Raw genomic sequence first — 21,179 nt, 5'->3', positions numbered from 1 at the left:
CGCCCGGCCGCCGCGGGCACCCTCGCCGCGCGCCGCGCCCGGGAGCTGCTCGCCGGCCGGCTCGCCGGGCCGCCGTCCCTGGACGAACTGGCCGCCGAGGTGGGCACGAGCCCCTTCGCCCTGCTGCGGGCCTTCCGCCAGGCGTACGGGTTGCCGCCGCACGCCTGGCTGACCGGGGAGCGGGTCCGGGCGGCGCGCAGGATGCTGGAGGCCGGCGTAGCGCCCGCCGAGGTGGCCACCGCCGTGGGCTTCAGCGACCAGCCGCACCTGAACCGGCACTTCACGCGCATCGTCGGCGTCCCGCCGGGCGCGTACCAGCGGGAGCGCAAAAACGTACAAGACCAGGCGCCCGGCCTTCCTTAGGGTCTGCTGTGTGACCGCAGCACCTATAGAGACCGATCAGCAGTACCCACCCACCCCCAAGCCCCGCTCCGCCGTGATCCGGGACGCCCTCGGCGTCGGGATCGCCGTCGGGCTGTCCGGCTTCGCCTTCGGGGTGACCTCAGCCGGGGCAGGGCTCAGCGTGGCGCAGAGCTGCGCGCTGAGCCTGCTCGTGTTCACCGGGGCCTCGCAGTTCGCCCTGGTCGGCGCGCTGGGGGCGGGCGGCAGCCCGTTCGCGGCGGCGGCCGGAGCGTTCTTCCTGGGCGTACGCAACGCCTTCTACGGGCTGCGCTTGTCGGAGCTGCTGCGGCTGCCGCGCGCCGTGCGGCCGCTGGCAGCGCAGTGGGTGATCGACGAGACCTCGGCCGTCACCCTGGCCCAGCCGGACCGGCGCAGCGCGCGTCTGGGCTTCACCGTCACAGGCGTAAGCCTGTACGTGCTGTGGAACCTCACCACCCTGCTCGGAGCCCTCGGCGCCGCCGCGCTCGGCGACCCCGCCGCCTGGGGCCTGGACGCGGCCGGCCCCGCCGTCTTCCTGGCGCTGCTCGCCCCCATGCTGCGCGGCCGCGACGAACGGGCTGTGGCGGGGCTCGCGGTACTGCTCGGGCTGGTCTGCCTGCCGCTGCTGCCATCCGGCGTGCCGGTTCTCGTCGCGGCGCTGGCCGCGCCGGTCGTCCTGGCCGTCACCCGCCGTAAGGGGGTGCGGTGATGAGCACCTGGATCGCCATCGGCATCACGGCCTTCGGCTGCTATGCCATGAAGCTGCTCGGCCTCTCCGTCCCCGCCGGCTTCCTGGAGCGACCGGTCGTCCGGCGGCTCGCCGCCCTCCTCCCCATCGCCCTGCTGGCCGCGCTCACCGCCATCCAGACCTTCGGCACCGGCGACCGCGCCCTGGTCCTGGACGCCCGAAGCGCGGGCCTTGCAGCGGCGGCCGTCGCCCTACTGCTGCGCGCGCCCTTCTTGGTGGTGGTCGGGGCGGCGGTGCTGGTGACGGCCGCGGTACGGGCCCTGGCGGGCTGAACGCGGGGGAGTGGCGGTGCCCTAGAGGCGGCCGTACGCGCGCAGCGTCCGCAGCGCCTCGATCGTCACGATCGGCCGGGACTCCAGCCGCGTGCCCGGCGCCCACTCCCGCCAGCGGATCGGCCAGCCACCGTCCTCCCCCTGCTCCGCCGCCAGGAAGTCCAGGGACCGCTCGATCTCCGACTCCGAGAACCACCGCCGGCCCAGCGACTCCGGCCCGCGCGCGAAGTCGTACGCGAAGTGGTGCTCGCCCGGCGCGTAGCCCGGCGGCACGGCACGGTCGTCCGCGCGGCCCGGGTCGAGGACGACGAGCCGCTGCTCTCGCACCAGCCGCCCCAGGCGGTCCGCGGCGGCCCGCGCCCTCGCCCGGTCCGGCGCCGAGTCGAGGAACGCGATGGCGGCCATGGCCTCGTAAGGGTGCGTCTTCTCCAGAGACTCGGCCACCTCCCAGCAGAAGTCCGTGGCCCGGAACAGCCAGGCGTGCCATACCTCGTTGCGGTGCAGCACCCCGACCACCGGCCCGGTGGCGAGCAGATCCCCCGGCGGATCATCCGTCACCGGGATCCACGGCGCCGCCGGATACCCGCGCAGCGACGGATGGACCGCCGGCAGCGCGCCCTCGGGCGTGGACACCTCCGTGAGGTACTGGCACACGCGTTCCGCGCGCTGTCCTCCGCAGCGCCCGATCTCGTCGAGCACGCACAGCGCGAACGCCGTGTGCAGGGGCTGACTCACCGGCCCCCGCAGATCCGGCTCCAGGGCGTGGCCGTATCCGCCGTCGTCATTGCGGTACGCGTCGAGCGCGGTCTCCACCGCGTCCGGCGAGCCCTGCAGGAAGTGGTGGGCGAACCTGCGCTGCTCAAGCACGCGGGCAGTGAGCCACACAAAGTGCTGGGCGCGCGCTAGCGGGGTAGCTGGCATGTGCGCACCCTAGGACGCGCCGCCCGCCCTGCCTACGCCAATCACGCCGGAGCACCCGGCCGTGCGACCATGCGCCCCCCGGGACGGGATACTGGGGTTCATGAAGTTGACGGTCTTCTGGGAGCGGATGCGCGCTCACTTCGGCGATGCGTACGCCGACTCGTTCGCCCGCGATCATGTGATGTCCGAGCTGGGCGGGCGGACCGTGGTGCAGGCGCTGGAGGAGGGCTGGGAGGCGAAGGACGTCTGGCGTGCGGTGTGTGCGGCTGTTGACGTGCCCGCTTCGAAACGCTGATCGATAGGCGAGACTTGGGCTGTGTCAGCAAACGCGGGGAACACGGGGAAAGACGGCGGCGACGCGGAGGAACCGTCCGAGAAGGCGTCAGAGGCAACGGTGGCGGGTGGGCGGATGCCGACGTGGTTGCCGCGGGCCATGGTGCTGGCACTCGCGCTGCTTGGTGCCTTCCAGTTGGCGAACTGGGCGTTCCACCAGGTCATCGGGCTGTTGGTGAACATCCTGATCGCGTTCTTCGGCGCGCTGGCCATCGAGCCGGCCGTGGACTGGATGGCGGCCCGGGGGGTGCGCCGGGGGATCGCCACCGGGCTGGTCTTCCTCGGAGTGCTGGCGGCGGGCGGGCTGTTCGTGGTGCTGCTGGGGTCGCTGCTGGTCGACCAGGTGACCATGATCGGCCGGAATCTCCCCAACTATGTCGACGATGTCGTGGTCTGGCTCAACCAGACCTTCGGCACCGACCTGTCGGTGGGCAAGCTGCAGGACAACGTCCTGCACTCGGACTGGTTGCGCACTTACGTGCAGAGACAGGCCAGCAACGTGTGGGGGCTGTCCGGTGCTGTCCTGGGCGGTGTCTTCCAGGCGCTCACCATCGCCCTGTTCAGCTTCTACTTCGCCGCCGACGGCCCCCGGCTGCGGCGCACGCTGTGCTCCGTACTGCCGCCGGCGCGCCAGGCCGAGGTGCTGCGGGCGTGGGAGATCGCGGTGGCCAAGACCGGCGGCTATCTGTACTCGCGGGCGCTGATGGCGCTGATCTCGGCGGTCGCGCACTATGTGCTGCTCCAGGTGCTGACTGTGCCGTACGCGCCGGCGCTGGCGGTATGGGTGGGTGTGATCTCACAGTTCGTGCCGACGGTCGGCACGTATCTGGCGGGTGCGCTGCCGATGCTGATCGCGTTCACCGAGGACCCGTGGGACGCGGTGTGGGTGCTGGGCTTCGTGGTGATCTACCAGCAGTTCGAGAACTACGTGCTCCAGCCGCGGATCACCGCCAAGACGGTCGACATACACCCCGCTGTCGCCTTCGGGTCCGTGGTCGCGGGCACCGCGCTGCTGGGCGCGGTCGGCGCGCTGGTCGCGATCCCGGCCACCGCGACGCTGCAGGGCTTCCTGGGTGCGTATGTGAAGCGGTACGACGTGACCGATCCGCGCGCCCACGGGCCGCAGCCACGGCGGGGGGCGTCCCTCGTGGCGAGCATCCGGCGCTGGGCGCGGCGAGGTTGACACGAAATTCGAACATCCATTCTCATGGAGAGTGCGGGCAGGTTATCCACAGCCCGGAGCGACGTCAGGGCGCATTGTCAGTGGCAGGCAGTAGCGTCATGGACGTGAAGCGATCGACTCAGACATCCCGGGTGGAACCCATGGCAGCAGGAAACGACCGCGAGAAGGCGTTGGACGCCGCGCTCGCGCAGATTGAACGGCAGTTCGGCAAGGGCGCCGTCATGCGCCTCGGCGAGCGCCCGAACGAGCCCATCGAGGTCATCCCCACCGGGTCGACCGCCCTGGACGTCGCCCTCGGCGTCGGCGGCCTGCCGCGCGGCCGGGTGGTGGAGGTCTTCGGTCCGGAGTCCTCCGGCAAGACGACCCTGACCCTGCACGCGGTGGCGAACGCGCAGAAGGCCGGCGGCCAGGTGGCCTTCGTGGACGCCGAGCACGCCCTCGACCCCGAGTACGCCAAGAAGCTCGGCGTCGACACCGACGCCCTGCTGCTCTCCCAGCCGGATAACGGCGAGCAGGCGCTCGAGATCGTGGACATGCTGGTCCGCTCCGGCGCACTCGACCTCATCGTCATCGACTCCGTGGCGGCCCTCGTGCCGCGGGCCGAGATCGAGGGTGAGATGGGCGACTCGCACGTGGGTCTGCAGGCCCGCCTGATGAGCCAGGCCCTGCGCAAGATCACCAGCGCGCTCAACCAGTCCAAGACCACGGCGATCTTCATCAACCAGCTCCGCGAGAAGATCGGTGTGATGTTCGGCTCGCCGGAGACCACGACCGGTGGCCGCGCGCTGAAGTTCTACGCCTCCGTCCGGCTCGACATCCGCCGGATCGAGACCCTCAAGGACGGCACCGACGCGGTCGGCAACCGCACCCGCGTCAAGGTCGTCAAGAACAAGGTCGCGCCCCCCTTCAAGCAGGCCGAGTTCGACATCCTCTACGGCCACGGCATCAGCAAGGAGGGCGGCCTGATCGACATGGGTGTCGAGCACGGTTTCGTCCGCAAGGCCGGCGCCTGGTACACGTACGAGGGCGACCAGCTCGGCCAGGGCAAGGAGAACGCGCGCAACTTCCTGAAGGACAACCCCGACCTCTCCGACGAGATCGAGAAGAAGATCAAGGAGAAGCTGGGCATCGGCGTCAGGCCGGAGGCCCTGGGCGAGCAGCCGGGCGCGGACGCCGCCACCTCGGCCGTTCCCGCCAAGGCCGCGTCCGAGACGGTCCCGGCACCTGCCAAGGCAGTGAAGGCGACCAAGGCGACCGCAGCCAAGGCCTGAGCCGGTGGCACGCGGACGCCGATACACCGACCGCGGCGGCTCTTCCTCGTCGAGGGCCGAGAAGGAGCCGCCGCCCGAAGAACCGGCCGACCCTGAGGAGCGGGCGCGGGCCCTGTGCCTGCGCCTGCTCACGGGGACACCCCGGACCCGTAAGCAGCTCGCCGACGCCATGCGCCGCCGGGAGATCCCGGAGGAGGTGGCCGAGCATGTGCTGGAGCGGTTCCAGGACGTGGGGCTCATCGACGACGAGGCCTTCGCCAACGCCTGGGTGGAGTCCCGGCACCGGGGGAGGGGCCTCGCCCGGCGGGCGCTCGCCCAGGAGTTGCGTACCAGGGGAGTGGACGCGGAGCTGATCGGTCGCGCCGTCGAGCAGCTCGACCCCACGCAGGAGGAGCGGGCCGCCCGCGCCCTCGTGGACCGCAAGCTCGCCTCGAGCCGTGGGCTGGAGCGCGACCGGCGCATTCGCCGCCTCGCCGGGATGCTGGCCCGCAAGGGGTACTCGGAGGGGGTCGCGCTCCGGGTGGTCCGCCAGGCCCTTGAGGAGGAGGGCGAGGATCCGGAGGTCCTGGAGCACCTCCTGGGGGAGTAGGCCGCTTCCTTGGGGAGCAGGACGGGTGAGGTCTCGAATATGTCCCCGAGTGGGCGTCACCGGACCGTGCGGTGACCGCTTCCTTGACCATGCCTGTGAGTCGACCTAGCCTCACAACGGGTGAGGGGAAGCGTCCTCAGAGACACGGGAGTTGGTGCCATGGGCATCGCGCTGGGGACCGGATCCTTGCTCTCCCTTGTGTCCGTGGTCATCACGGTCGCCGTGGCGGTGACCGCCGGTGTCCTGCTGCACCGGCTGCGCAATGAACGTGAGCAGCTGAGGACCGCCGCCGAACGTGAGGCCAGGGAGATCCGGGCGGCGGCCAAGGACGAAGTCCGGGAGATCCGGTCCGACCTGGAGCGACGTGAGCAGCGGCTCGCCGACCGCGAGGCCCGGATCGACGCCGAGTCCGAGCATCTGCACCTCCGCAGGCGGGAGTTGGCCGAAGAGCGCGAGGCCCTGGAGCGCCGGCGGGCCGAGGCGATCCGGCTGGAGGACGAGCGGCGCACCATCCTGGAACGGGTCGCCTCCTACACCGCCGCCGAGGCCCGCACCGACCTCGTCCGTTCGGTGGAGCAGCAGGCCAAGCGCGAAGCGGCCGTCATCGTCAGGGACATCGAGCGGGCCGCCCGCGAGCGCGGCGAGGAGCGGGCCCGCCGCATCGTCTCCACCGCCATCCAGCGGGTGGCCGGCGAGCAGACCGCCGAGTCCGTGGTCTCCGTACTGCACCTGCCCAGTGACGAGATGAAGGGCCGCATCATCGGCCGCGAAGGCCGCAACATCCGCGCCTTCGAAGCCGTTACCGGCGTCAACCTCATCATCGACGACACCCCGGAAGCGGTGCTGCTGTCCTGCTTCGACCCGGTACGCCGCGAGGTCGCCCGGCTGACCCTGGACGCCCTGGTCGCCGACGGCCGGATCCATCCGCACCGCATCGAGGAGGTCTACGAGCGCAGCGTCGCCGAGGTCGAGCAACTCTGCGTACGGCACGGCGAGGATGCCCTCACCGACACCGGCATTACCGATATGCACCCCGAACTGGTCGCCCTGCTCGGCCGGTTGCGCTACCGCACCTCCTACGGGCAGAACGTGCTCGGCCACCTGCTGGAGTCCGCGCACATCGCCGGCATGATGGCCGCCGAGTTGGGCGTCGAGCCCACCCCCGTCAAGCGCGGCACCCTGCTGCACGACATCGGCAAGGCCCTCACCCACGAGGTGGAGGGCAGCCACGCCCTCATCGGCGCCGACCTCGCCCGGCGGCACGGCGAGAGCGAGGACGTGGTGCACGCCATCGAGGCCCACCACAACGAGGTCGACCCCCGCACCGTCGAGGCCGTCCTCACCCAGGCCGCCGACGCCGTCTCAGGCGGACGGCCCGGCGCCCGCCGCGAGTCCCTGGAGTCATACGTCCGCAGGCTCAAGCGGCTCGAGCAGATCGCCGTCGCCCACGCCGGGGTTGCCAAGGTCTTCGCGATGCAGGCCGGCCGCGAGATCCGGGTCATGGTGCGCCCGGAGGACGTGGACGACATCCAGGCGCAGGTTATCGCCCGCGACGTGGCCAAGCAGGTCGAGGAGGAGCTGACCTACCCCGGCCAGATCCGGATCACGGTCGTACGGGAGTCCCGGGCTTCCGAGTTCGCCCGCTGACCCGCTCGGAAGGCTCCGAAGGTTCCGAGGGCCCATCGGCCGGCTCCCCGGCCCCGCCCGCATCCGCCGGCCCGTCCCCCGCATCCGGCAACGGCGGTCCGCCGCGCGCCAGATCGGCGTACGAGTAGAGCTCGGCCGGGCGGCAGCCGGTCATCGCCGTGACCAGATGCCCGTCGGGGCGGATCAGCAGCACGCTGTGCGCCGTCGACCCCGGATACGCCTCCGCGACCAGCAGTTCCGCGCGGGTCGGTAGTGTCGCGACCGCCTTGGCCAGACGCGGCATCAGCCCCGCCGTCAGCCAGTGCCGGCTCTCCCACACCCCGGTGCCCGGCGCGATCAGCACCACCAGCAGGTTGTAGCCGAGCCGGTCGTAAAGCCACGCCCGGGAACCGTCCAGGGCGGTCACCTCGACGTCCACGACCGCCGCCCCCGGCGGCGTGGCGCACGAGGCCACCAGCGGGGACGCTGCCGACGACCCCCCGCGCGGCGCGGGCAGCGCCAGCGGCGACCGCGCGTACACCGGCGGCGCCCCCAGTGGTCCGCGCCCCAGGTGGCCGTCGGTCAGCAGTTCGGCGTACCGGCGGCCGGACCCCGAAAGACCCGACAGCACCGAACGCCGCAGCGAGTGCCAGACCCCCTCGGCGCGCAGCAGCGGCAGCACCTGGTCGGTGGCCCGCAGCCTGGCACCCACCGCCCCGCGCCGTTCGGCCTGGTAGCTGTCGAGCAGGGTGTCGGAGGCGCCGTAGTGCCAGGCCAGCGACAGCTTCCAGGCGAGGTTGCCGGCGTCCCGCAGGCCCTCCTCCAGACCCTGCGCACCCAGCGCGCCCACCAGATGCGCGGCGTCCCCGGCCAGGAACACCCGGCCCGCCCGCCAGCGCCGCGCCAGCCGCTGGTGCACCGGATGCTCTGCAGAGCCCAGCAGCTCGTACGGCGGCACCGCGCCGGAGCCGCTCCAGGCCGCCAGCGTGCCGCGGATCCGGGCCACCAGGTCGTCCGAGGTCAGCGGGCCGCCCTTGGCCGGCAGCAGCCAGTCCAGCCGCCACACGCCGTCCGGCAGCGGACGCGCCGTCACCTCGGGCCCCAGCCCGGCTCCCGGAGGATCGCGGTGCAGCAACGCCTCAGCCGGCCATGGCAGTTCGACCCGCAGCGCCGCCACCGCGTACCGGTCCACCGCCGTACGCCCGGGGAAGCGCACCCCCAGCAGCTTTCGTACGGTCGAGCGCGGTCCGTCGCAGCCGACCAGATAACTCCCGCGCCACCACGTGGCATCTGTGCCCCGCGTGTGCACGGTCACCCCGGAGCCGTCCTGCTCCAGGGTGACCAACCGGGCCTTCGGCACGATCCGTACGAGGTCCTCGGCCGCCGCCGCGGCCCGCAGTCCGCGCTCCAGCCGGGCCTGCGAGATGTGCAGCGGCGCCTCGGAGTCGGCGCCGAATTCGACCCGTACGGCCTCCTGCCGGCGCCGTACGGTCCGCCACGCCGTCCAGGCCGTCGCGTCCCCGTAGACCCCGGGGTAGCCCAGCCGCGCCACCAGTCCGGCCGTCACCGGTCCCAGCACGGCCGTTCGCTCGGCCCCGGGAAGCACCTGCCCGTCGTTCTCGTCCAGCACGATGCTCGGCACGCCGTGCCGGGCCAAGCCAAGCGCGAGGGCGAGTCCCACCGGACCCGCCCCCGCGATGATCACCGGGTCCACAGCGCGGTCCCCGGAAGTTGTGCAGTCACATTGCGTATGCAACCCACTGCGGGTGCGTGCGTCAAGTGACGTCCGCTGGTCGGCGCGGTGCGCGGACGCGCGGACTGATCCGCCGTCACTCCGCGGCGGCCGCCACGGCCTCGGCCTCGGGCGCCGCCGGAGGCGCGCCCTGGGGGCTACGGCGGCCGCGCCGCTCGATCCAGGTGGCGAGCGAGCTGAGGGCCAGGCACATCAGGATGTAGATCGGCGCGATGATCATCACCAGCGGTACGTACGGGAAGCCCAGGCTCGTCGCGGCGATGAGCCGGCCGTTGTAGAGCAGTTCCTCGTACGTGATGATGAAGCCCAGCGACGTGTCCTTGAGCGTGACCACCAACTGGCTGATGATCGACGGCAGCATCGCCCGGACCGCCTGCGGGAGCAGCACGAAGACCATGACCTGCGTCTTGCGCAGGCCGACCGCGTACGCGGCCTCGCTCTGGCCCTTGGGCACGGCATTGATACCGGCCCGGAAAATCTCGGCCTGCACCGAGCCGTTGTACAGGGTCAGACCGATGACCAGGGCCCACAGCGGCGTCGAGGTGAACACCCCGACGTAGAGCGCGAAAATCATGATCAGCAGCGGCATCGCGCGGAAGAACTCGACGATCGTCGAGGCCACCCACCGCGCCGGCGCGTGGTCAGAGAGCCGGCCCGCGGCCAGCAGGGCGCCGAGGAAGAGCGAGAGGACCGAGGCGAGGGCGAAGGCCTTCAGGGTCGCCAGGATGCCTTCGCCGATACGCCGCTGGATCTCGGTGTACTGGAACGGCTGCCACAGGTAGCTCGCGAACTGCCCCTTGGCGTCCAGTTGCCGGTAGACGAAGTACAGCAGGCCGAGGATGGCCAGGGAGGCGACCGCGCCGATGATGTTGTTGCGGGTACGGGCCTTGGGGCCCGGGGCGTCGAACAGGACGTTTGCGCTCATCGGGCCACCGCCAGCCGGGTCTCGAGGAAGCGGAACACCGCGCTGATGAAGAAGGTGATGATCAGGTAGGCGATCGCCACCCAGAGGAAGATCAGGAAGATGTTGTATCCCTGCTCGCTGAGTGTCTTCTGCACGCTGAACAGCTCGAAGACGCTGAAGCCACCGGCGATGGCCGAGTTCTTGGCGAGCGCGATCAACAGGCTGCCGATCGGCGGCAGTACGGTCCGGGTGGCCTGCGGCAGGATGATCAGTCGCAGGGTCTGCGTGAAGGTCATCCCGAGGCTGCGGGCCGCCTCGGCCTGCCCGAGGGACACCGTGTTGATGCCGGAGCGGACCGCCTCGCAGATGAACGCCGAGGTGTAGCAGCTCAGCGCGAGGACCGCGAGTTGGAAGAAGCTCCAGGTGTTCATGCCCAGGCGGGGCAGCACCAGCACCGCGATGAAGAAGAGCAGCGTCAGGGGAGTGTTGCGCAGCAAGGTGACCCAGGCGGCGCCGAAGTAGCGGAGCGGCGGCACGGGAGACACCCTGAAGGCGGCTATGACCACCCCGAGCACCAGGGCGATCGCCCCGCTGAGCGCGGTCAGCTCGACCGTGCCGAGGAACCCCTCGCGAAACAGCGCGAAGTTGTCCAGCAGTACGTTCATCGATTCTCCAAATAGCGATGCGCCGGCGGCCGGGAAGCCGCCGGCGCATCAGTCACGGTCGGAGCCGGGCCGTGGGAGGCCGGTCAGGAGCCGGTCAGGACGACGAGTCGAGCGGGGGGATCGCGGCGGTCACGCCGGACTTGCCGAGCGTGGCGTCGTACGCCTTCTTCCAGTCGCCGTTGTCCTCGTGGCTCTTCAGGGCCGCGGTGACGGCGTCCTGGAAGGCCGTGTCGCCCTTCAGCAGGCCCACGCCATACGGTTCCTCGGAGAACGGCTTGCCCAGCACCTGGATCTGGTCCGGGTACTTCGCGGCGAAGCCCTTGAGGATCGCGTCGTCCGTGGTCACCGCGTCGACCTGGCCGGAGATCAGGTTGTCGACGCACAGCGAGTAGGCGTCGTACTCGACCGGCTTGGCGCCGTAGGGGCCGTTCTTGATGCGCTGGATGGAGGTCGAGCCGGTCGCCGAGCAGACCTTCTTGCCCTTGAGGTCGTCCTTGCTCTTGATAGAGCTGCCCTTTTTGACCAGGAGGTCCTGGCCGGCGACGAAGTACGGGCCGGCGAAGGAGACCTGCTTCTGGCGCTCGGGGTTGATGGTGTACGTGCCGACGTAGTAGTCCACCTGGCCGCCGGCGATCGCGGTCTCACGGTTGGCCGACTGGATCGTCTTGAAGGTGATCTTGTCCTCGCCGAAACCGAGGTCCGCGGCGACCATCTTCGCGATCTCGATGTCGAAGCCGGAGTACTTCTTCGTCGCCGGGTCCTGGAAGCCCAGGTTCGGCTGGTCGGCCTTCACACCGATGGTGATCTTGCCGTTCTTCTCGATCCTGTCCCAGGTCTTCGAACCACTCAGCTTCACACCGGTCTTGACCGCGTACGTCGGCAGGGCGGCGGCCGCACTGGAGCCGCCTGCGGCCGACGGGGTGGTGGAGCCGGACGGGGAGCCGGACTTGCCGCAGGCCGTGGCGGACGCGGTGAGGGCCACGACGGCGAACGCGGCGGCGGCGGTCTTGCGGAGATTCATGGGAAGTCCCTTTGTTGTCAGGTCGTCGTCAAGTTCAGTCGTCAAGATCATCTCAGTGGTGGAGGATCTTCGACAGAAAGTCCTTGGCCCGGTCGCTCCGGGGGTTGCTGAAGAACTGGTCCGGGGTCGCCTGCTCGACGATCCGGCCGTCCGCCATGAACACCACGCGGTTGGCAGCGGACCGGGCGAAGCCCATCTCGTGGGTGACCACGATCATCGTCATACCGTCCCTGGCGAGCTGCTGCATGACCTCCAGCACCTCGTTGATCATCTCAGGGTCGAGTGCGGACGTGGGTTCGTCGAACAGCATCACCTTCGGATCCATCGCCAATGCCCGCGCGATCGCCACACGCTGCTGCTGGCCGCCCGACAACTGCGCCGGGTACTTGTCCGCCTGGTTGCCCACGCCCACCCGGTCCAGCAGGGTGCGGGCCTTCTCCTCGGCGGCCTTCTTGTCCGTCTTGCGCACCTTGATCTGCCCGAGCGTGACGTTCTCCAGCACGGTGCGGTGCGCGAAGAGGTTGAACGACTGGAACACCATGCCGACGTCGGCGCGCAGCCGCGCCAGCTCCTTGCCCTCGGCGGGGAGCGGCTTGTCGTCGATGGTGATGTGGCCCGAGTCGATCGTCTCCAGGCGGTTGATGGCCCGGCACAGCGTGGACTTGCCGGACCCGGAGGGCCCGATGACGACAACGACCTCGCCGCGGGCGATGGTCAGGTCGATGTCCTGAAGGACGTGCAGAGCACCGAAGTGCTTGTTGACGTCCTTCAGGACGACCAGGTCGGTCGCCGAGACTTCGGTCATCGGTGGGCGCTCCATCCTCATTGGCTCAGGGCGGTTGGGAAGACCCTATGAATGATCGCCACGCCCGGTCATCACATCTGAGCGGAACTTGAGGGTTACGATCCGATCACGCACCAGCACGCTGGGTGAACGGGTTTCCATGTCGCGTACCGGCTGCGTAACAGTCACCCGAGCGGCGTGGACGACCCTTGACGCACATGATGATCATCCGCCTGTATTCCTGGTAAGGGCATCATTGCGGGAGCGCGAAGGGAGGGATCCACAATGCGACTGCTGCTGGTCGAGGACGACGAACGGGTTGCCGCCGCACTGGCGGCCGTGCTCCGTAAGCACGGCCTGTCGGTGACCCACGCCCGCAACGGCGAGGAGGCGCTGCGGGCCCTGTTGCCCGAACCGGGCCCCGCCTACGACGTCGTGCTGCTCGACCTCGGCCTGCCCGACCAGGACGGCTTCGAGGTGTGCAGCCGCATACGCCGCCAGGCCGCCATCCCGGTGATCATGGTGACCGCCCGGGCCGACGTACGCTCCCGGATCCATGGTCTCAATCTCGGCGCCGACGACTACGTGGTCAAGCCCTACGACACCGGAGAGCTGCTGGCCCGCATCCACGCCGTCGCCCGCCGCCACACGCAGGAGGCCGCCGAGGCGCTCCCGGCCGCCCAGGACCCCGTACTGCGGCCGCAGCCCGGCGCGCTGTGGCTCGGACCGGTGTCCGTAGAGCTGCCGACCCGCAGGGTCACCGTGGAGGGCGAGGACATCGCGCTCACCCGCAAGGAGTTCGACCTCCTCGCGCTGCTCGCCCAGCGGCCCGGCGTGGTCTTCCGCCGCGAGCAGATCATCAGCGAGGTCTGGCGGACCAGCTGGGAGGGGACCGGCCGCACCCTGGAGGTGCATGTCGCGTCCCTGCGCTCCAAGCTGCGGCTGCCCGCCCTGATCGAGACCGTGCGCGGGGTCGGCTACCGCCTCGTCGTCCCGGCCTAGGCCGGTCACCTTGCGCTCACGCCTGCTCCCGCTGCTCATCGTCCTGCTGGCCGGAGTCCTGCTCGCCCTCGGCTTCCCGCTCGCCGCGAGCCTGGCCGCCGCCCAGCAGCAGCGTGTCGTCGTCGACCGGATCGACGACACCACCCGCTTCGCCGCGCTCGCCCAGTACGTGACCGGCCCCGCCGACGACGAGCGGCGCGGCACCCTGCAGTCCGAACTGAGCCGCTACCAGGAGGTCTACGGGATCCGGGTCGGCGTCTTCTACCGCAAGCGCGACCTGCCCGCGATGGCCGCCGCGCCCGAGAAGTGGCAGGTCCCAGCGAAGGGTGAGGCCTACACCGCCTACACCGAGGCGCTCGCCAGCCGCCGCAGCCACGACCCCCCGCAGGTCTGGCCTTGGCAGCGCCGCACCATCGCCGTCGCCTCGCCCGTCGTACGCGACGGGGATGTGATCGCCGTCGTCCTCACCGACTCGCCCACCGGCGCCATGCGCTCCCGCATCCTGCGCAACTGGCTGCTGCTCGCCGCCGGCGAACTCGCCGCGATGGTCGTCGCCGTCATGGCCGCCTTCCGGCTGGCCGGCTGGGTGCTGCGGCCGGTGCGGATCCTGGACCGGGTCACCCACGACATCGCCACCGGGCGGATGAAGTCCCGGGTCGCGGCGGCCGGCGGGCCGCCCGAGCTGCGCCGCCTCGCCCGCTCCTTCAACGAGATGGCCGACAACGTCGAGGAAGTCCTCGACCAGCAGCGTGCCTTCGTCGCCGACGCCTCCCACCAGCTGCGCAACCCGCTGTCCGCCCTGCTGCTGCGGATCGAGCTGCTCGGCCTCGAACTCCCTACCGGCCACGAGGAGGTCGGCAAGGTCCGCGAGGAGGGCAAGCGCCTCGCCTCCGTCCTCGACGACCTCCTCGGCCTGGCCCTGGCCGAGCACGCCGAGGCCGACCTCGCCCTCACCGACATCGCCGCCCTCGCCGCCGAGCGGGTCGAGGCCTGGCTGCCGGTCGCCATCCGCGAGGGAGTGGAGCTCGACTACACCGGCGTGGTCGCCGTGACCGGCTGGGCGGACCCGGTCGCGCTGTCCAGCGCACTGGACGCCATTGTCGACAACGCCCTGAAATTCACTCCTCAGGGCGAATCCGTGTGTGTTTCAACCGAAACCCGCGGCGAAAGCGTCGCCGTGACCGTCGCGGACAGCGGCCCCGGCCTCACCGACGACGAGATCGCCCGCATCGGCGACCGTTTCTGGCGTTCCCCCCGCCACCAGAACATCGACGGCTCCGGCCTCGGCCTGTCCATCGCCCGCGTCCTGCTCGCCCAGGGTGGCGGCTCACTCTCGTACGCGCCCAACGACCCCCGCGGCCTGCGCGTGACCCTCACCGTGCCGCGCACCGCGCCCTAATTGCACTCCGTCGGCTCGGGCGGCCGCTGGTCGTTCAGCTCCTTGTCCGTCAGCGGCTTCAGATGCTTCGCGTAGGACGTCTTCCAGCGGCCCGAGGAGATCTGGTTCTTTATGGCCTCGCAGACGGCGCTCTTCAACGCGGGCTCGTCCTGATGGAGCCCCACCCCGTAGAACTCCTCGCTGAACGGGGCGTCGAGCAGCCGCAGTTGCGTCGGGTGCTGAGCCCGGTATCCGGCCAGGATGATGTTGTCCGTGGAGACCGCGTCGACCGTTCCGGCCAGCAGCTGGTTCAGGCACTGGCCGTACGAGGCCCGCAGCTCGGTCCTTATCCGTGGATACTTCGTGCGCAGCCGGTTGGCGGGCGTCGAGTCGGTCACCGTACAGACGTCGCGGTCGTAGAGGTCCTGCGCCCCGGTCACATCCTTCTCGTCCTTCCGTACGAGGAAGTCCTGCCCGGCGACGTAGTAGGGACCGGCGAAGTCCACCGTCTCTTTGCGGTCCGCGGTGATGGAGTAGCTGGCCACTATCAGGTCGACGCTGCCGGAGCTGAGCATCCATTCCCGGCTCTGGGTGTCGACAACCTTGAAACGCACATGGCTGAAGCCCAGCTGTTTCGCGACGGCCCAGGCCAGGTCGATGTCGAAGCCCTCGTAGCCGCCGTTGGCGGTGTCCGATTTCTCGCTGAGGCCGGGCTGGTCGCTCTTGACGCCTATGACCAGGTAGCCACGCTGCTTCGCCGCCTGGTACGTCGCCGAGCTGGACAGCGACGGCCCCTCCGGCGTACGCAGCCGGTCCACCGCGAACCAGCCCGCCGTCGCCAGTACCGCGAGCCCCACCACGCCGGCCGTGGCCGCCACCCAGCGCCGCCGGGACCACGGGGGCCTCGGGGGTTGCGGGGGATCGGGCGTCGGGTCCGGCCGCAGGGGCGGCGGAGTGACCTGGGTGGCCTGCGGGTCGTAGCCGGTCGGATATCCGGCCAGGGGATGCGGGGTCTCCTGCGCCACGTGCTGCAGCAGCTGTTCCGCGCGCTCCGCCGTCAGCCGCGCCGTCGGCTCCTTGACCAGCAGCCCCTCGATCAGCGGACGCAGCGGCCCGGCGTGCTCCATCGGCGGCGGCTCGGTGGTGCGTACCGCCTCCAGTACCTCGTACGGCGTCGGTCCCCGGAAGGGCGCGCGGCCCTCGACCGTCTCGTACAGGGTCACGCCCAGCGACCACAGGTCCGCCGCCGGCGTCGCCTCACGCGGGGTCCGCGAGGCGGGCTCCGACAGCTCGGGGGCCAGATACTGCGGCGTGCCCACCGTCTCGTGCAGCCGGGTCACCTGGGCCGCGCCCTCGAAGGTCGCGATCCCGAAGTCCATCAGCACCGCCCGGCCGTCCCGCCGGAACAGGATGTTGTGCGGCTTCACATCCCGGTGCAGCACCCCCGCCGCGTGCACCGCCCGCAGCCCGCGCAGCACCTCGAGCCCGATCCGGGCCGCGTGCAGCGCCGGCAGCCGCCCCTGCTCGCGCAACTGGTCCGCCAGCGAATGCGGGTTGACCTGTTCCATCACGATCCAGACCTGGCCCTCGGCCTCGATCACGTCATGGACCGCGACCACATGCTCATGCCCGATCCGCGCGATGGCCTGTGCCTCACGCCGCGCCCGCTCCACCCACTGCGCCTGCGTGTCCGGGTCCAGGGCGCCGCGGAACAGCAGCTCCTTCACCGCGACCTGACGGCTCAACCGGTTGTCGTACGCCTCCCACACCACGCCCATACCGCCGCGACCGAGCTGGCGCTGCAACTCGTAGCGCCCATCGATGAGGGTGTGCGGCATTCCCCCAGAACTCATGCGTGTGCCCCCATTGATACGTGGTCGGCAACAGGTTAGGGGGCCTTGGCCGCGAACAACATCGGCCCCGGGGTGGGTGATGATCACATGTCGGGGCGCAACGCCCGTACCGGACCGCCGATTCCTTACGGTTTAACCGATCGGTAATAGCGCAGAGCCCCCTCGTGCAGCTCCAGCGGGTCCGTGAACACCGCCGTCCGCAGATCCACCAGCTGCGCGGCGTGCACGCGGGCGCCGATCCTGTCCCTGCTGTCGATCACCGTGCGGGTGACCCGCTCCACCAGCCCCGCGTCCGCCCGGTCGGTCGTCACCAGCAGGTTGGCCACCGCCAGGGTCTTCACGGACTTGCCGCCCGCGATGTCCGGGTACGCGTCCGCAGGCATCACCGCCTGGCGGTAGAAGTTCGGGTAGAGCGTGTGAAGCTTGCCGACCAGATCGCCGAGTTGCACCAGCTTGACGTGCATCGTCTTCGACAGATCCGTCACCGCCTGCGTCGGCAGCCCGCCCGACCAGAAGAAGGCGTCGAGCTTCCCCTCTCGCAGCAGCGTCGGCGACTCGTTGATCCCCGTCGTCCTCGCCGTCAGGTCCTTCGCCTCGTCCAGCCCCGCCGCCCGCAGCAGCCGCCCGGTGATCAGATTGACCCCGGAGTACTTTTGCCCTATCCCCACCCGCTTCCCGCGCAGATCGGCCACCGAATTGATCGGCGAGTCCGCCGGGACCACCAGCTGCATATAGTCGTCGTACAGCCGCGCGCACGCCCGCAGCCGCGACTTCCCGGCCTCGTGGTAGTCCGCCACGGCGTCCGCCGCCGCGATCGCGAAGTCAGCCTTGCCCGTCGCGACCCACCTGACGTTGTCCACCGAGCCCTGCGACGGCAGAAGATCCACCTTCACCCCCGGCAGATCCGTGTCCAGATCCCTGCGCAGCAGCTTCCCGTACGTGTCGTAGACCCCGTTGCGCACACCCGTCGAAAACGTCACCGTGCCCTGCGGATATGACGGCCCGCGCGCCGGCAGCAGCCACCACAGCAGCAGCGCGAGCACCGCCGCCACCGCGAATGCCGCCTGCACGGCGCGGCGCCTGCCGATGTGGGGGATCTCCATGCCTGGCGATCCTGCCAGGCATGGCAGATGGAGGAAAGTACGGAGCTGACCGGCGGACATGCCGACCAATCCCTGGCGTGAGTGGCGACGGATGACTTTTGAGGGATGTGCCATCGGAAAGGGACGGCCGCATGAGAGAACCGCAACGGATCGGCAGCCGGGAAGAGCCGGGGCGTGATCTGTCGCAGCTGCTCCGTCGCCAGGGGCGACGAGGAGGCTTTCGGGCGGCTGTACGACGCCGTGGCCGGCCCGGAGGCCGCGCTGCCGGACCACACGCCCGCGTTCGACGAGGTGACCGAGGAGGCCGAGAACCGCTTGGAACGTGAACAGGTACGCCGCTGCATGCGCGGGCTGGCCGAGCTACAGCGCCAGGCGGTCACCCTCGCCTACTACCGCGGGCTGACCTATCGGGAGGTCGCCGAGTTGCTCGGTACGCCTCTGGGCACCGTCAAGACGCGTCGATGAGCTCCGCCGACGAGCCGTTCGGGCCGGCCTGCGACTCCGTTCCCAGGACGGGTGCGGGCAGTTTCGACGGCATGTCCAAGGACCCGGTGGCCACGGCCGCCTCCAACAATCCGGCGCTGTCCACCCTGAACGATGGCCCTTCCCCGCGGCCTCTCAACTGCCTCGTCACCGGGGCGACGCCCAGGGATGGTCGCCCAGCTTGGCCGGCGTACGGGCCCCGGCTACATCGGAGGCCGGCTGCCCGAGCTGCCGGCCGCCGGGCACGTGGACGGGACGGGGACGGGGACGGGGACGGGGACGGGGACGGCCGATCGCAGCCCTTACCCTGGACGGGTGAGCAGGAGTGAGGCGGCTGGTTTGAGAACCTACGAGGTCCGCACCTACGGGTGCCAGATGAACGTCCACGACTCCGAGCGGCTGTCAGGCCTGCTGGAGGACGCCGGCTACGTCCGCGCGCCCAAGGGCGCCGACGGGGCGGATGTGGTCGTCTTCAACACCTGCGCCGTGCGGGAGAACGCCGACAACCGGCTCTACGGCAACCTCGGACAGCTGGCGCCCAAGAAGGCGGAGCGGCCCGGCATGCAGATCGCCGTCGGCGGCTGCCTCGCCCAGAAGGACCGCGACACCATCGTCAAGCGGGCGCCATGGGTCGACGTGGTCTTCGGCACGCACAACATCGGGAAGCTGCCGGTGCTGCTGGAGCGGGCCCGTATCGCCGAAGAGGCGCAGGTCGAGATCGCCGAGTCGCTGGAGGCCTTCCCCTCGACGCTGCCGACCCGCCGTGAGTCGGCGTACGCCGCCTGGGTCTCGATCTCGGTCGGTTGCAACAACACCTGCACCTTCTGCATCGTCCCGGCGCTGCGCGGCAAGGAGAAGGACCGCCGGCCCGGCGACATCCTGGCCGAGGTCGAGGCGCTGGTCGCCGAGGGCGTCTCCGAGATCACCCTCCTCGGGCAGAACGTCAACGCGTACGGCTCCGAGATCGGCGACCGCGAGGCCTTCAGCAAGCTGCTGCGTGCCTGCGGGCGGATCGAGGGCCTGGAGCGGGTCCGCTTCACCTCGCCGCACCCGCGGGACTTCACGGACGACGTGATCGCGGCGATGGCCGAGACGCCGAACGTGATGCACCAGCTCCACATGCCGCTGCAGTCCGGATCGGACACGGTGCTCAAGGCGATGCGCCGCTCGTACCGGCAGGACCGCTACCTGGGCATCATCGATAAGGTGCGCGCGGCCATGCCCGACGCCGCCATTTCCACCGACATCATCGTGGGCTTCCCCGGCGAGACCGAGGAGGACTTCGAGCAGACCATGCACGTCGTGCGCGAGGCGCGCTTCGCGCAGGCCTTCACCTTCCAGTACTCCAAGCGGCCCGGCACCCCGGCGGCCGACATGGAGGGGCAGATCCCCAAGGAGGTCGTGCAGGAGCGCTACATGCGCCTTGTCGCCCTCCAGGAGGAGATCTCCTGGGAGGAGAACAAGAAGCAGGTCGGCCGGACCCTCGAGGTCCTGGTCGCCGAGGGCGAGGGCCGCAAGGACGACGCCACCCACCGCCTCTCGGGACGGGCCCCGGACAACCGGCTCGTCCACTTCGAGAAGCCCGCGGAGGCCGTCCGCCCCGGCGACGTCGTCACCGTCGGGATCACCTACGCCGCCCCGCACCACCTGCTCGCCGAGAAGCCCGCTCTGGCGGTCCGGCGTACGCGGGCGGGCGACGCCTGGGAACTGCGCAACGCGGCCCCGGCGGCCAAGCCGGTCGGGGTGATGCTGGGCCTGCCGACGATCGGCGCCCCGGCGCCGGTGCCCGCGGCGGCTCCCGGCTGCGGCTGCGACTGATCGTTTCTGTGCTGGGCCGGGACTGATGGGGTAGGGGGAGCACGTGGCTTGGTGGGGGCTCTTCGTCGAGGAGACCGTGGGCAGTGGGGAGGACAAGCACTGGGAGGTCGAGCTGCTCGGGCACGCCGACGGCACCCGTGAGGACGCGCTGCGCGAGCTGGAGGACGCCGCGCTGCGGTTCAAGCCGGCGAAGCCGTTCAGCGTCCGGCGCAGCCGGCTCTACCGCACGGGGGACGGCTTCCTGCAGACCAACGAGGGCATGACCACGACCTACCGCTGCCGCTTCTCCGTGGCCGAGACGGTCCGGGACGGCAAGGATCCCTCCGTGGCGGCCCGCTACCGCGGGCCGCAGGACCGCGTCCCCGACGGATCCTGAGCCGGTAGGGTTCCGATCATGCTGGTCGCCGCTGCCGTCTGCCCCTGCCCACCGCTGCTGGTGCCCGAGGTGGCCGCCGGCGCCGCCCCCGAGCTGGACCCGCTGCGCACGGCCTGCGCGGACGCGATCGGGGTGCTGGCGGCCTCCCGGCCCGACCTGCTGGTGGTCGTCGGCGCCGGCGAGCGCGGCCACGTATGGGAGGGCGGCGGCGAGGGATCGCTGCGGCCCTACGGAGTGGACCGCACCCTGCGGCTCGGCGCGGGCGAGGACGCGGTGCCGCTGGCACCCTCACTGGCGGTCGCGGCGTGGCTGCTGGAACGTACGACCATCGCCGCACCGCTGCACGCGGCGGCCGTGCCCGCGGACGCGTCCGCCGAGCGGATGGTCGGCCTCGGCCGGGGTCTGGCGGAGCTCGCGGAGCGGGTGGCGCTGCTGGTGATGGGCGACGGGAGCGCCTGTCGTACGGTCAAGGCCCCCGGGTATCTGGACGAGCGGGCGGAGGCGTACGACGCCGCCGTCGCGGCCGCGCTGGGCGGCGCCGACACCGCTGCGCTGGCCGCTCTGGACGCGGAGCTGTCCGCCGCGCTCAAGGCGTCCGGCCGCGCCCCCTGGCAGGTCCTCGCGGGCGCCGCCGAGGGCGCGGATGTGGGGGGCGAGCTGCTGTACGACGAGGCGCCGTACGGGGTGGGGTACTTCGTGGCTGCCTGGTCCTAAG

At 70.8% G+C, this 21,179-nt stretch carries 21 protein-coding genes and 2 pseudogenes; 15 read left to right on the top strand and 8 right to left on the bottom strand.

Annotated features, from left to right (window positions below; all coding sequences use genetic code 11):
• The 3 genes from EFK10_RS08625 to EFK10_RS08615 form a co-directional block, all read left to right on the top strand.
• Nucleotides 1-363, top strand: a 363-nt coding sequence (locus EFK10_RS08625; RefSeq protein WP_164835889.1) for a helix-turn-helix domain-containing protein, incomplete at its 5' end; no start/stop codon positions are given.
• A 10-nt stretch (nucleotides 364-373) separates the two neighbouring features.
• Complete coding sequence (locus EFK10_RS08620; protein ID WP_127355152.1) at nucleotides 374-1,090, top strand: AzlC family ABC transporter permease; 717 nt, start codon at nucleotides 374-376, stop codon at nucleotides 1,088-1,090.
• Nucleotides 1,090-1,401: an AzlD domain-containing protein gene (locus EFK10_RS08615; protein ID WP_127355151.1), complete on the top strand. Its 312-nt coding sequence runs from the start codon at nucleotides 1,090-1,092 to the stop codon at nucleotides 1,399-1,401. Before EFK10_RS08620 ends, EFK10_RS08615 begins: the two co-directional genes overlap by 1 nt.
• Before the next feature lie 21 nt (nucleotides 1,402-1,422).
• Here EFK10_RS08615 and EFK10_RS08610 read toward each other — a convergent pair whose 3' ends face one another.
• The gene (locus tag EFK10_RS08610; protein WP_127355150.1) at nucleotides 1,423-2,322 is read right to left on the bottom strand and encodes a hypothetical protein; all 900 of its coding nucleotides are present in this window, start codon (nucleotides 2,320-2,322) and stop codon (nucleotides 1,423-1,425) included.
• A 100-nt stretch (nucleotides 2,323-2,422) separates the two neighbouring features.
• Here EFK10_RS08610 and EFK10_RS08605 point away from each other — a divergent pair, with 100 nt between their 5' ends.
• The 5 genes from EFK10_RS08605 to rny all read left to right on the top strand — a co-directional run bounded on the left by EFK10_RS08605 (nucleotide 2,423) and on the right by rny (nucleotide 7,345).
• Entirely contained in the window at nucleotides 2,423-2,617 is a 195-nt protein-coding gene (locus EFK10_RS08605; RefSeq protein ID WP_127355149.1) for a DUF3046 domain-containing protein, read from the top strand.
• A gap of 21 nt (nucleotides 2,618-2,638) precedes the next feature.
• Nucleotides 2,639-3,838 (top strand): AI-2E family transporter, encoded by a 1,200-nt coding sequence (locus EFK10_RS08600; protein WP_407647016.1) that lies wholly within the window; start codon nucleotides 2,639-2,641, stop codon nucleotides 3,836-3,838.
• A gap of 140 nt (nucleotides 3,839-3,978) precedes the next feature.
• Nucleotides 3,979-5,109 (top strand): recombinase RecA, encoded by a 1,131-nt coding sequence (recA, locus tag EFK10_RS08595; RefSeq protein WP_127355148.1) that lies wholly within the window; start codon nucleotides 3,979-3,981, stop codon nucleotides 5,107-5,109.
• Nucleotides 5,110-5,113: 4 nt separating this feature from the next.
• Nucleotides 5,114-5,698, top strand: a complete 585-nt coding sequence (gene recX, locus EFK10_RS08590; RefSeq protein ID WP_127355147.1) for a recombination regulator RecX — start codon at nucleotides 5,114-5,116, stop codon at nucleotides 5,696-5,698.
• A gap of 159 nt (nucleotides 5,699-5,857) precedes the next feature.
• The gene (gene rny / locus EFK10_RS08585; RefSeq protein ID WP_127355146.1) at nucleotides 5,858-7,345 is read left to right on the top strand and encodes a ribonuclease Y; all 1,488 of its coding nucleotides are present in this window, start codon (nucleotides 5,858-5,860) and stop codon (nucleotides 7,343-7,345) included.
• Here the strand turns inward: rny and EFK10_RS08580 are convergent.
• From EFK10_RS08580 to EFK10_RS08560, 5 genes are all read right to left on the bottom strand, one after another.
• On the bottom strand, nucleotides 7,302-9,038 hold the full coding sequence (locus EFK10_RS08580; protein WP_127355145.1) for an FAD-dependent monooxygenase: 1,737 nt from the start codon (nucleotides 9,036-9,038) through the stop codon (nucleotides 7,302-7,304). The genes rny and EFK10_RS08580 overlap by 44 nt on opposite strands.
• 115 nt (nucleotides 9,039-9,153) lie before the next feature.
• Nucleotides 9,154-10,002: an amino acid ABC transporter permease gene (locus EFK10_RS08575; protein WP_127355144.1), complete on the bottom strand. Its 849-nt coding sequence runs from the start codon at nucleotides 10,000-10,002 to the stop codon at nucleotides 9,154-9,156.
• Nucleotides 9,999-10,646 (bottom strand): amino acid ABC transporter permease, encoded by a 648-nt coding sequence (locus EFK10_RS08570; RefSeq protein WP_127355143.1) that lies wholly within the window; start codon nucleotides 10,644-10,646, stop codon nucleotides 9,999-10,001. Before EFK10_RS08570 ends, EFK10_RS08575 begins: the two co-directional genes overlap by 4 nt.
• Nucleotides 10,647-10,740: 94 nt before the next feature.
• Nucleotides 10,741-11,667: a glutamate ABC transporter substrate-binding protein gene (locus EFK10_RS08565; protein WP_127355142.1), complete on the bottom strand. Its 927-nt coding sequence runs from the start codon at nucleotides 11,665-11,667 to the stop codon at nucleotides 10,741-10,743.
• A gap of 52 nt (nucleotides 11,668-11,719) precedes the next feature.
• Nucleotides 11,720-12,472: an amino acid ABC transporter ATP-binding protein gene (locus tag EFK10_RS08560; protein ID WP_127355141.1), complete on the bottom strand. Its 753-nt coding sequence runs from the start codon at nucleotides 12,470-12,472 to the stop codon at nucleotides 11,720-11,722.
• 264 nt (nucleotides 12,473-12,736) lie between these two features.
• Between EFK10_RS08560 and EFK10_RS08555 the strand changes: the two genes are divergently transcribed.
• Entirely contained in the window at nucleotides 12,737-13,453 is a 717-nt protein-coding gene (locus EFK10_RS08555) for a response regulator transcription factor (RefSeq protein ID WP_127355140.1), read from the top strand.
• A gap of 10 nt (nucleotides 13,454-13,463) precedes the next feature.
• Entirely contained in the window at nucleotides 13,464-14,852 is a 1,389-nt protein-coding gene (locus EFK10_RS08550; protein ID WP_127355139.1) for a sensor histidine kinase, read from the top strand.
• Here EFK10_RS08550 and EFK10_RS08545 read toward each other — a convergent pair.
• Both EFK10_RS08545 and EFK10_RS08540 read right to left on the bottom strand, forming a co-directional pair.
• Nucleotides 14,849-16,684 (bottom strand): bifunctional serine/threonine-protein kinase/glutamate ABC transporter substrate-binding protein, encoded by a 1,836-nt coding sequence (locus tag EFK10_RS08545; RefSeq protein ID WP_127355138.1) that lies wholly within the window; start codon nucleotides 16,682-16,684, stop codon nucleotides 14,849-14,851. The genes EFK10_RS08550 and EFK10_RS08545 overlap by 4 nt on opposite strands.
• Before the next feature lie 125 nt (nucleotides 16,685-16,809).
• Nucleotides 16,810-17,787 (bottom strand): TAXI family TRAP transporter solute-binding subunit, encoded by a 978-nt coding sequence (locus EFK10_RS08540; RefSeq protein ID WP_127355137.1) that lies wholly within the window; start codon nucleotides 17,785-17,787, stop codon nucleotides 16,810-16,812.
• Between the two features lie 252 nt (nucleotides 17,788-18,039).
• Here EFK10_RS08540 and EFK10_RS53120 point away from each other — a divergent pair.
• From EFK10_RS53120 to EFK10_RS08515, 5 genes and pseudogenes are all read left to right on the top strand, one after another.
• A pseudogene (locus EFK10_RS53120) lies at nucleotides 18,040-18,252 on the top strand (sigma factor-like helix-turn-helix DNA-binding protein); the annotation flags it as partial.
• Nucleotides 18,253-18,254: 2 nt separating this feature from the next.
• Nucleotides 18,255-18,380, top strand: a pseudogene (locus EFK10_RS49730) (fasciclin domain-containing protein); the annotation flags it as partial.
• Between the two features lie 205 nt (nucleotides 18,381-18,585).
• Nucleotides 18,586-20,088 (top strand): tRNA (N6-isopentenyl adenosine(37)-C2)-methylthiotransferase MiaB, encoded by a 1,503-nt coding sequence (gene miaB, locus EFK10_RS08525; RefSeq protein ID WP_127355135.1) that lies wholly within the window; start codon nucleotides 18,586-18,588, stop codon nucleotides 20,086-20,088.
• Between the two features lie 43 nt (nucleotides 20,089-20,131).
• A complete protein-coding gene (locus EFK10_RS08520) occupies nucleotides 20,132-20,464 on the top strand; it encodes a hypothetical protein (protein WP_127355134.1) in 333 nt (110 codons plus the stop codon).
• Nucleotides 20,465-20,482: 18 nt separating this feature from the next.
• Nucleotides 20,483-21,178 (top strand): class III extradiol ring-cleavage dioxygenase family protein, encoded by a 696-nt coding sequence (locus EFK10_RS08515; protein ID WP_127355133.1) that lies wholly within the window; start codon nucleotides 20,483-20,485, stop codon nucleotides 21,176-21,178.
• Nucleotide 21,179: the final 1 nt, after the last annotated feature.

The sequence above is a fragment of the Streptomyces soli genome (assembly GCF_003999195.1).
In the GTDB taxonomy this organism is placed as follows: Bacteria; Actinomycetota; Actinomycetes; order Streptomycetales; family Streptomycetaceae; genus Actinacidiphila; species Actinacidiphila soli.
The sequence above is the reverse complement of the archived record's forward strand: the minus strand, read 5'-3'. Positions and strand labels throughout refer to the sequence as shown.

Excerpts from the sequence above, each read along its gene's own strand:
- EFK10_RS08615 (WP_127355151.1), top strand. The coding sequence starts at position 1,090 with ATGAGCACCTGGATCGCCATCGGCATCACGGCCTTCGGCTGCTATGCC.
- rny (WP_127355146.1), top strand. The coding sequence starts at position 5,858 with ATGGGCATCGCGCTGGGGACCGGATCCTTGCTCTCCCTTGTGTCCGTG.
- EFK10_RS08565 (WP_127355142.1), bottom strand. The coding sequence starts at position 11,667 with ATGAATCTCCGCAAGACCGCCGCCGCCGCGTTCGCCGTCGTGGCCCTC.
- EFK10_RS08515 (WP_127355133.1), top strand. The coding sequence starts at position 20,483 with ATGCTGGTCGCCGCTGCCGTCTGCCCCTGCCCACCGCTGCTGGTGCCC.
- EFK10_RS08540 (WP_127355137.1), bottom strand. The coding sequence starts at position 17,787 with ATGGAGATCCCCCACATCGGCAGGCGCCGCGCCGTGCAGGCGGCATTC.
- EFK10_RS08610 (WP_127355150.1), bottom strand. The coding sequence starts at position 2,322 with ATGCCAGCTACCCCGCTAGCGCGCGCCCAGCACTTTGTGTGGCTCACT.
- EFK10_RS08575 (WP_127355144.1), bottom strand. The coding sequence starts at position 10,002 with ATGAGCGCAAACGTCCTGTTCGACGCCCCGGGCCCCAAGGCCCGTACC.
- EFK10_RS08605 (WP_127355149.1), top strand. The coding sequence starts at position 2,423 with ATGAAGTTGACGGTCTTCTGGGAGCGGATGCGCGCTCACTTCGGCGAT.
- EFK10_RS08560 (WP_127355141.1), bottom strand. The coding sequence starts at position 12,472 with ATGACCGAAGTCTCGGCGACCGACCTGGTCGTCCTGAAGGACGTCAAC.
- recA (WP_127355148.1), top strand. The coding sequence starts at position 3,979 with ATGGCAGCAGGAAACGACCGCGAGAAGGCGTTGGACGCCGCGCTCGCG.
- EFK10_RS08555 (WP_127355140.1), top strand. The coding sequence starts at position 12,737 with ATGCGACTGCTGCTGGTCGAGGACGACGAACGGGTTGCCGCCGCACTG.
- EFK10_RS08570 (WP_127355143.1), bottom strand. The coding sequence starts at position 10,646 with ATGAACGTACTGCTGGACAACTTCGCGCTGTTTCGCGAGGGGTTCCTC.
- EFK10_RS08545 (WP_127355138.1), bottom strand. The coding sequence starts at position 16,684 with ATGAGTTCTGGGGGAATGCCGCACACCCTCATCGATGGGCGCTACGAG.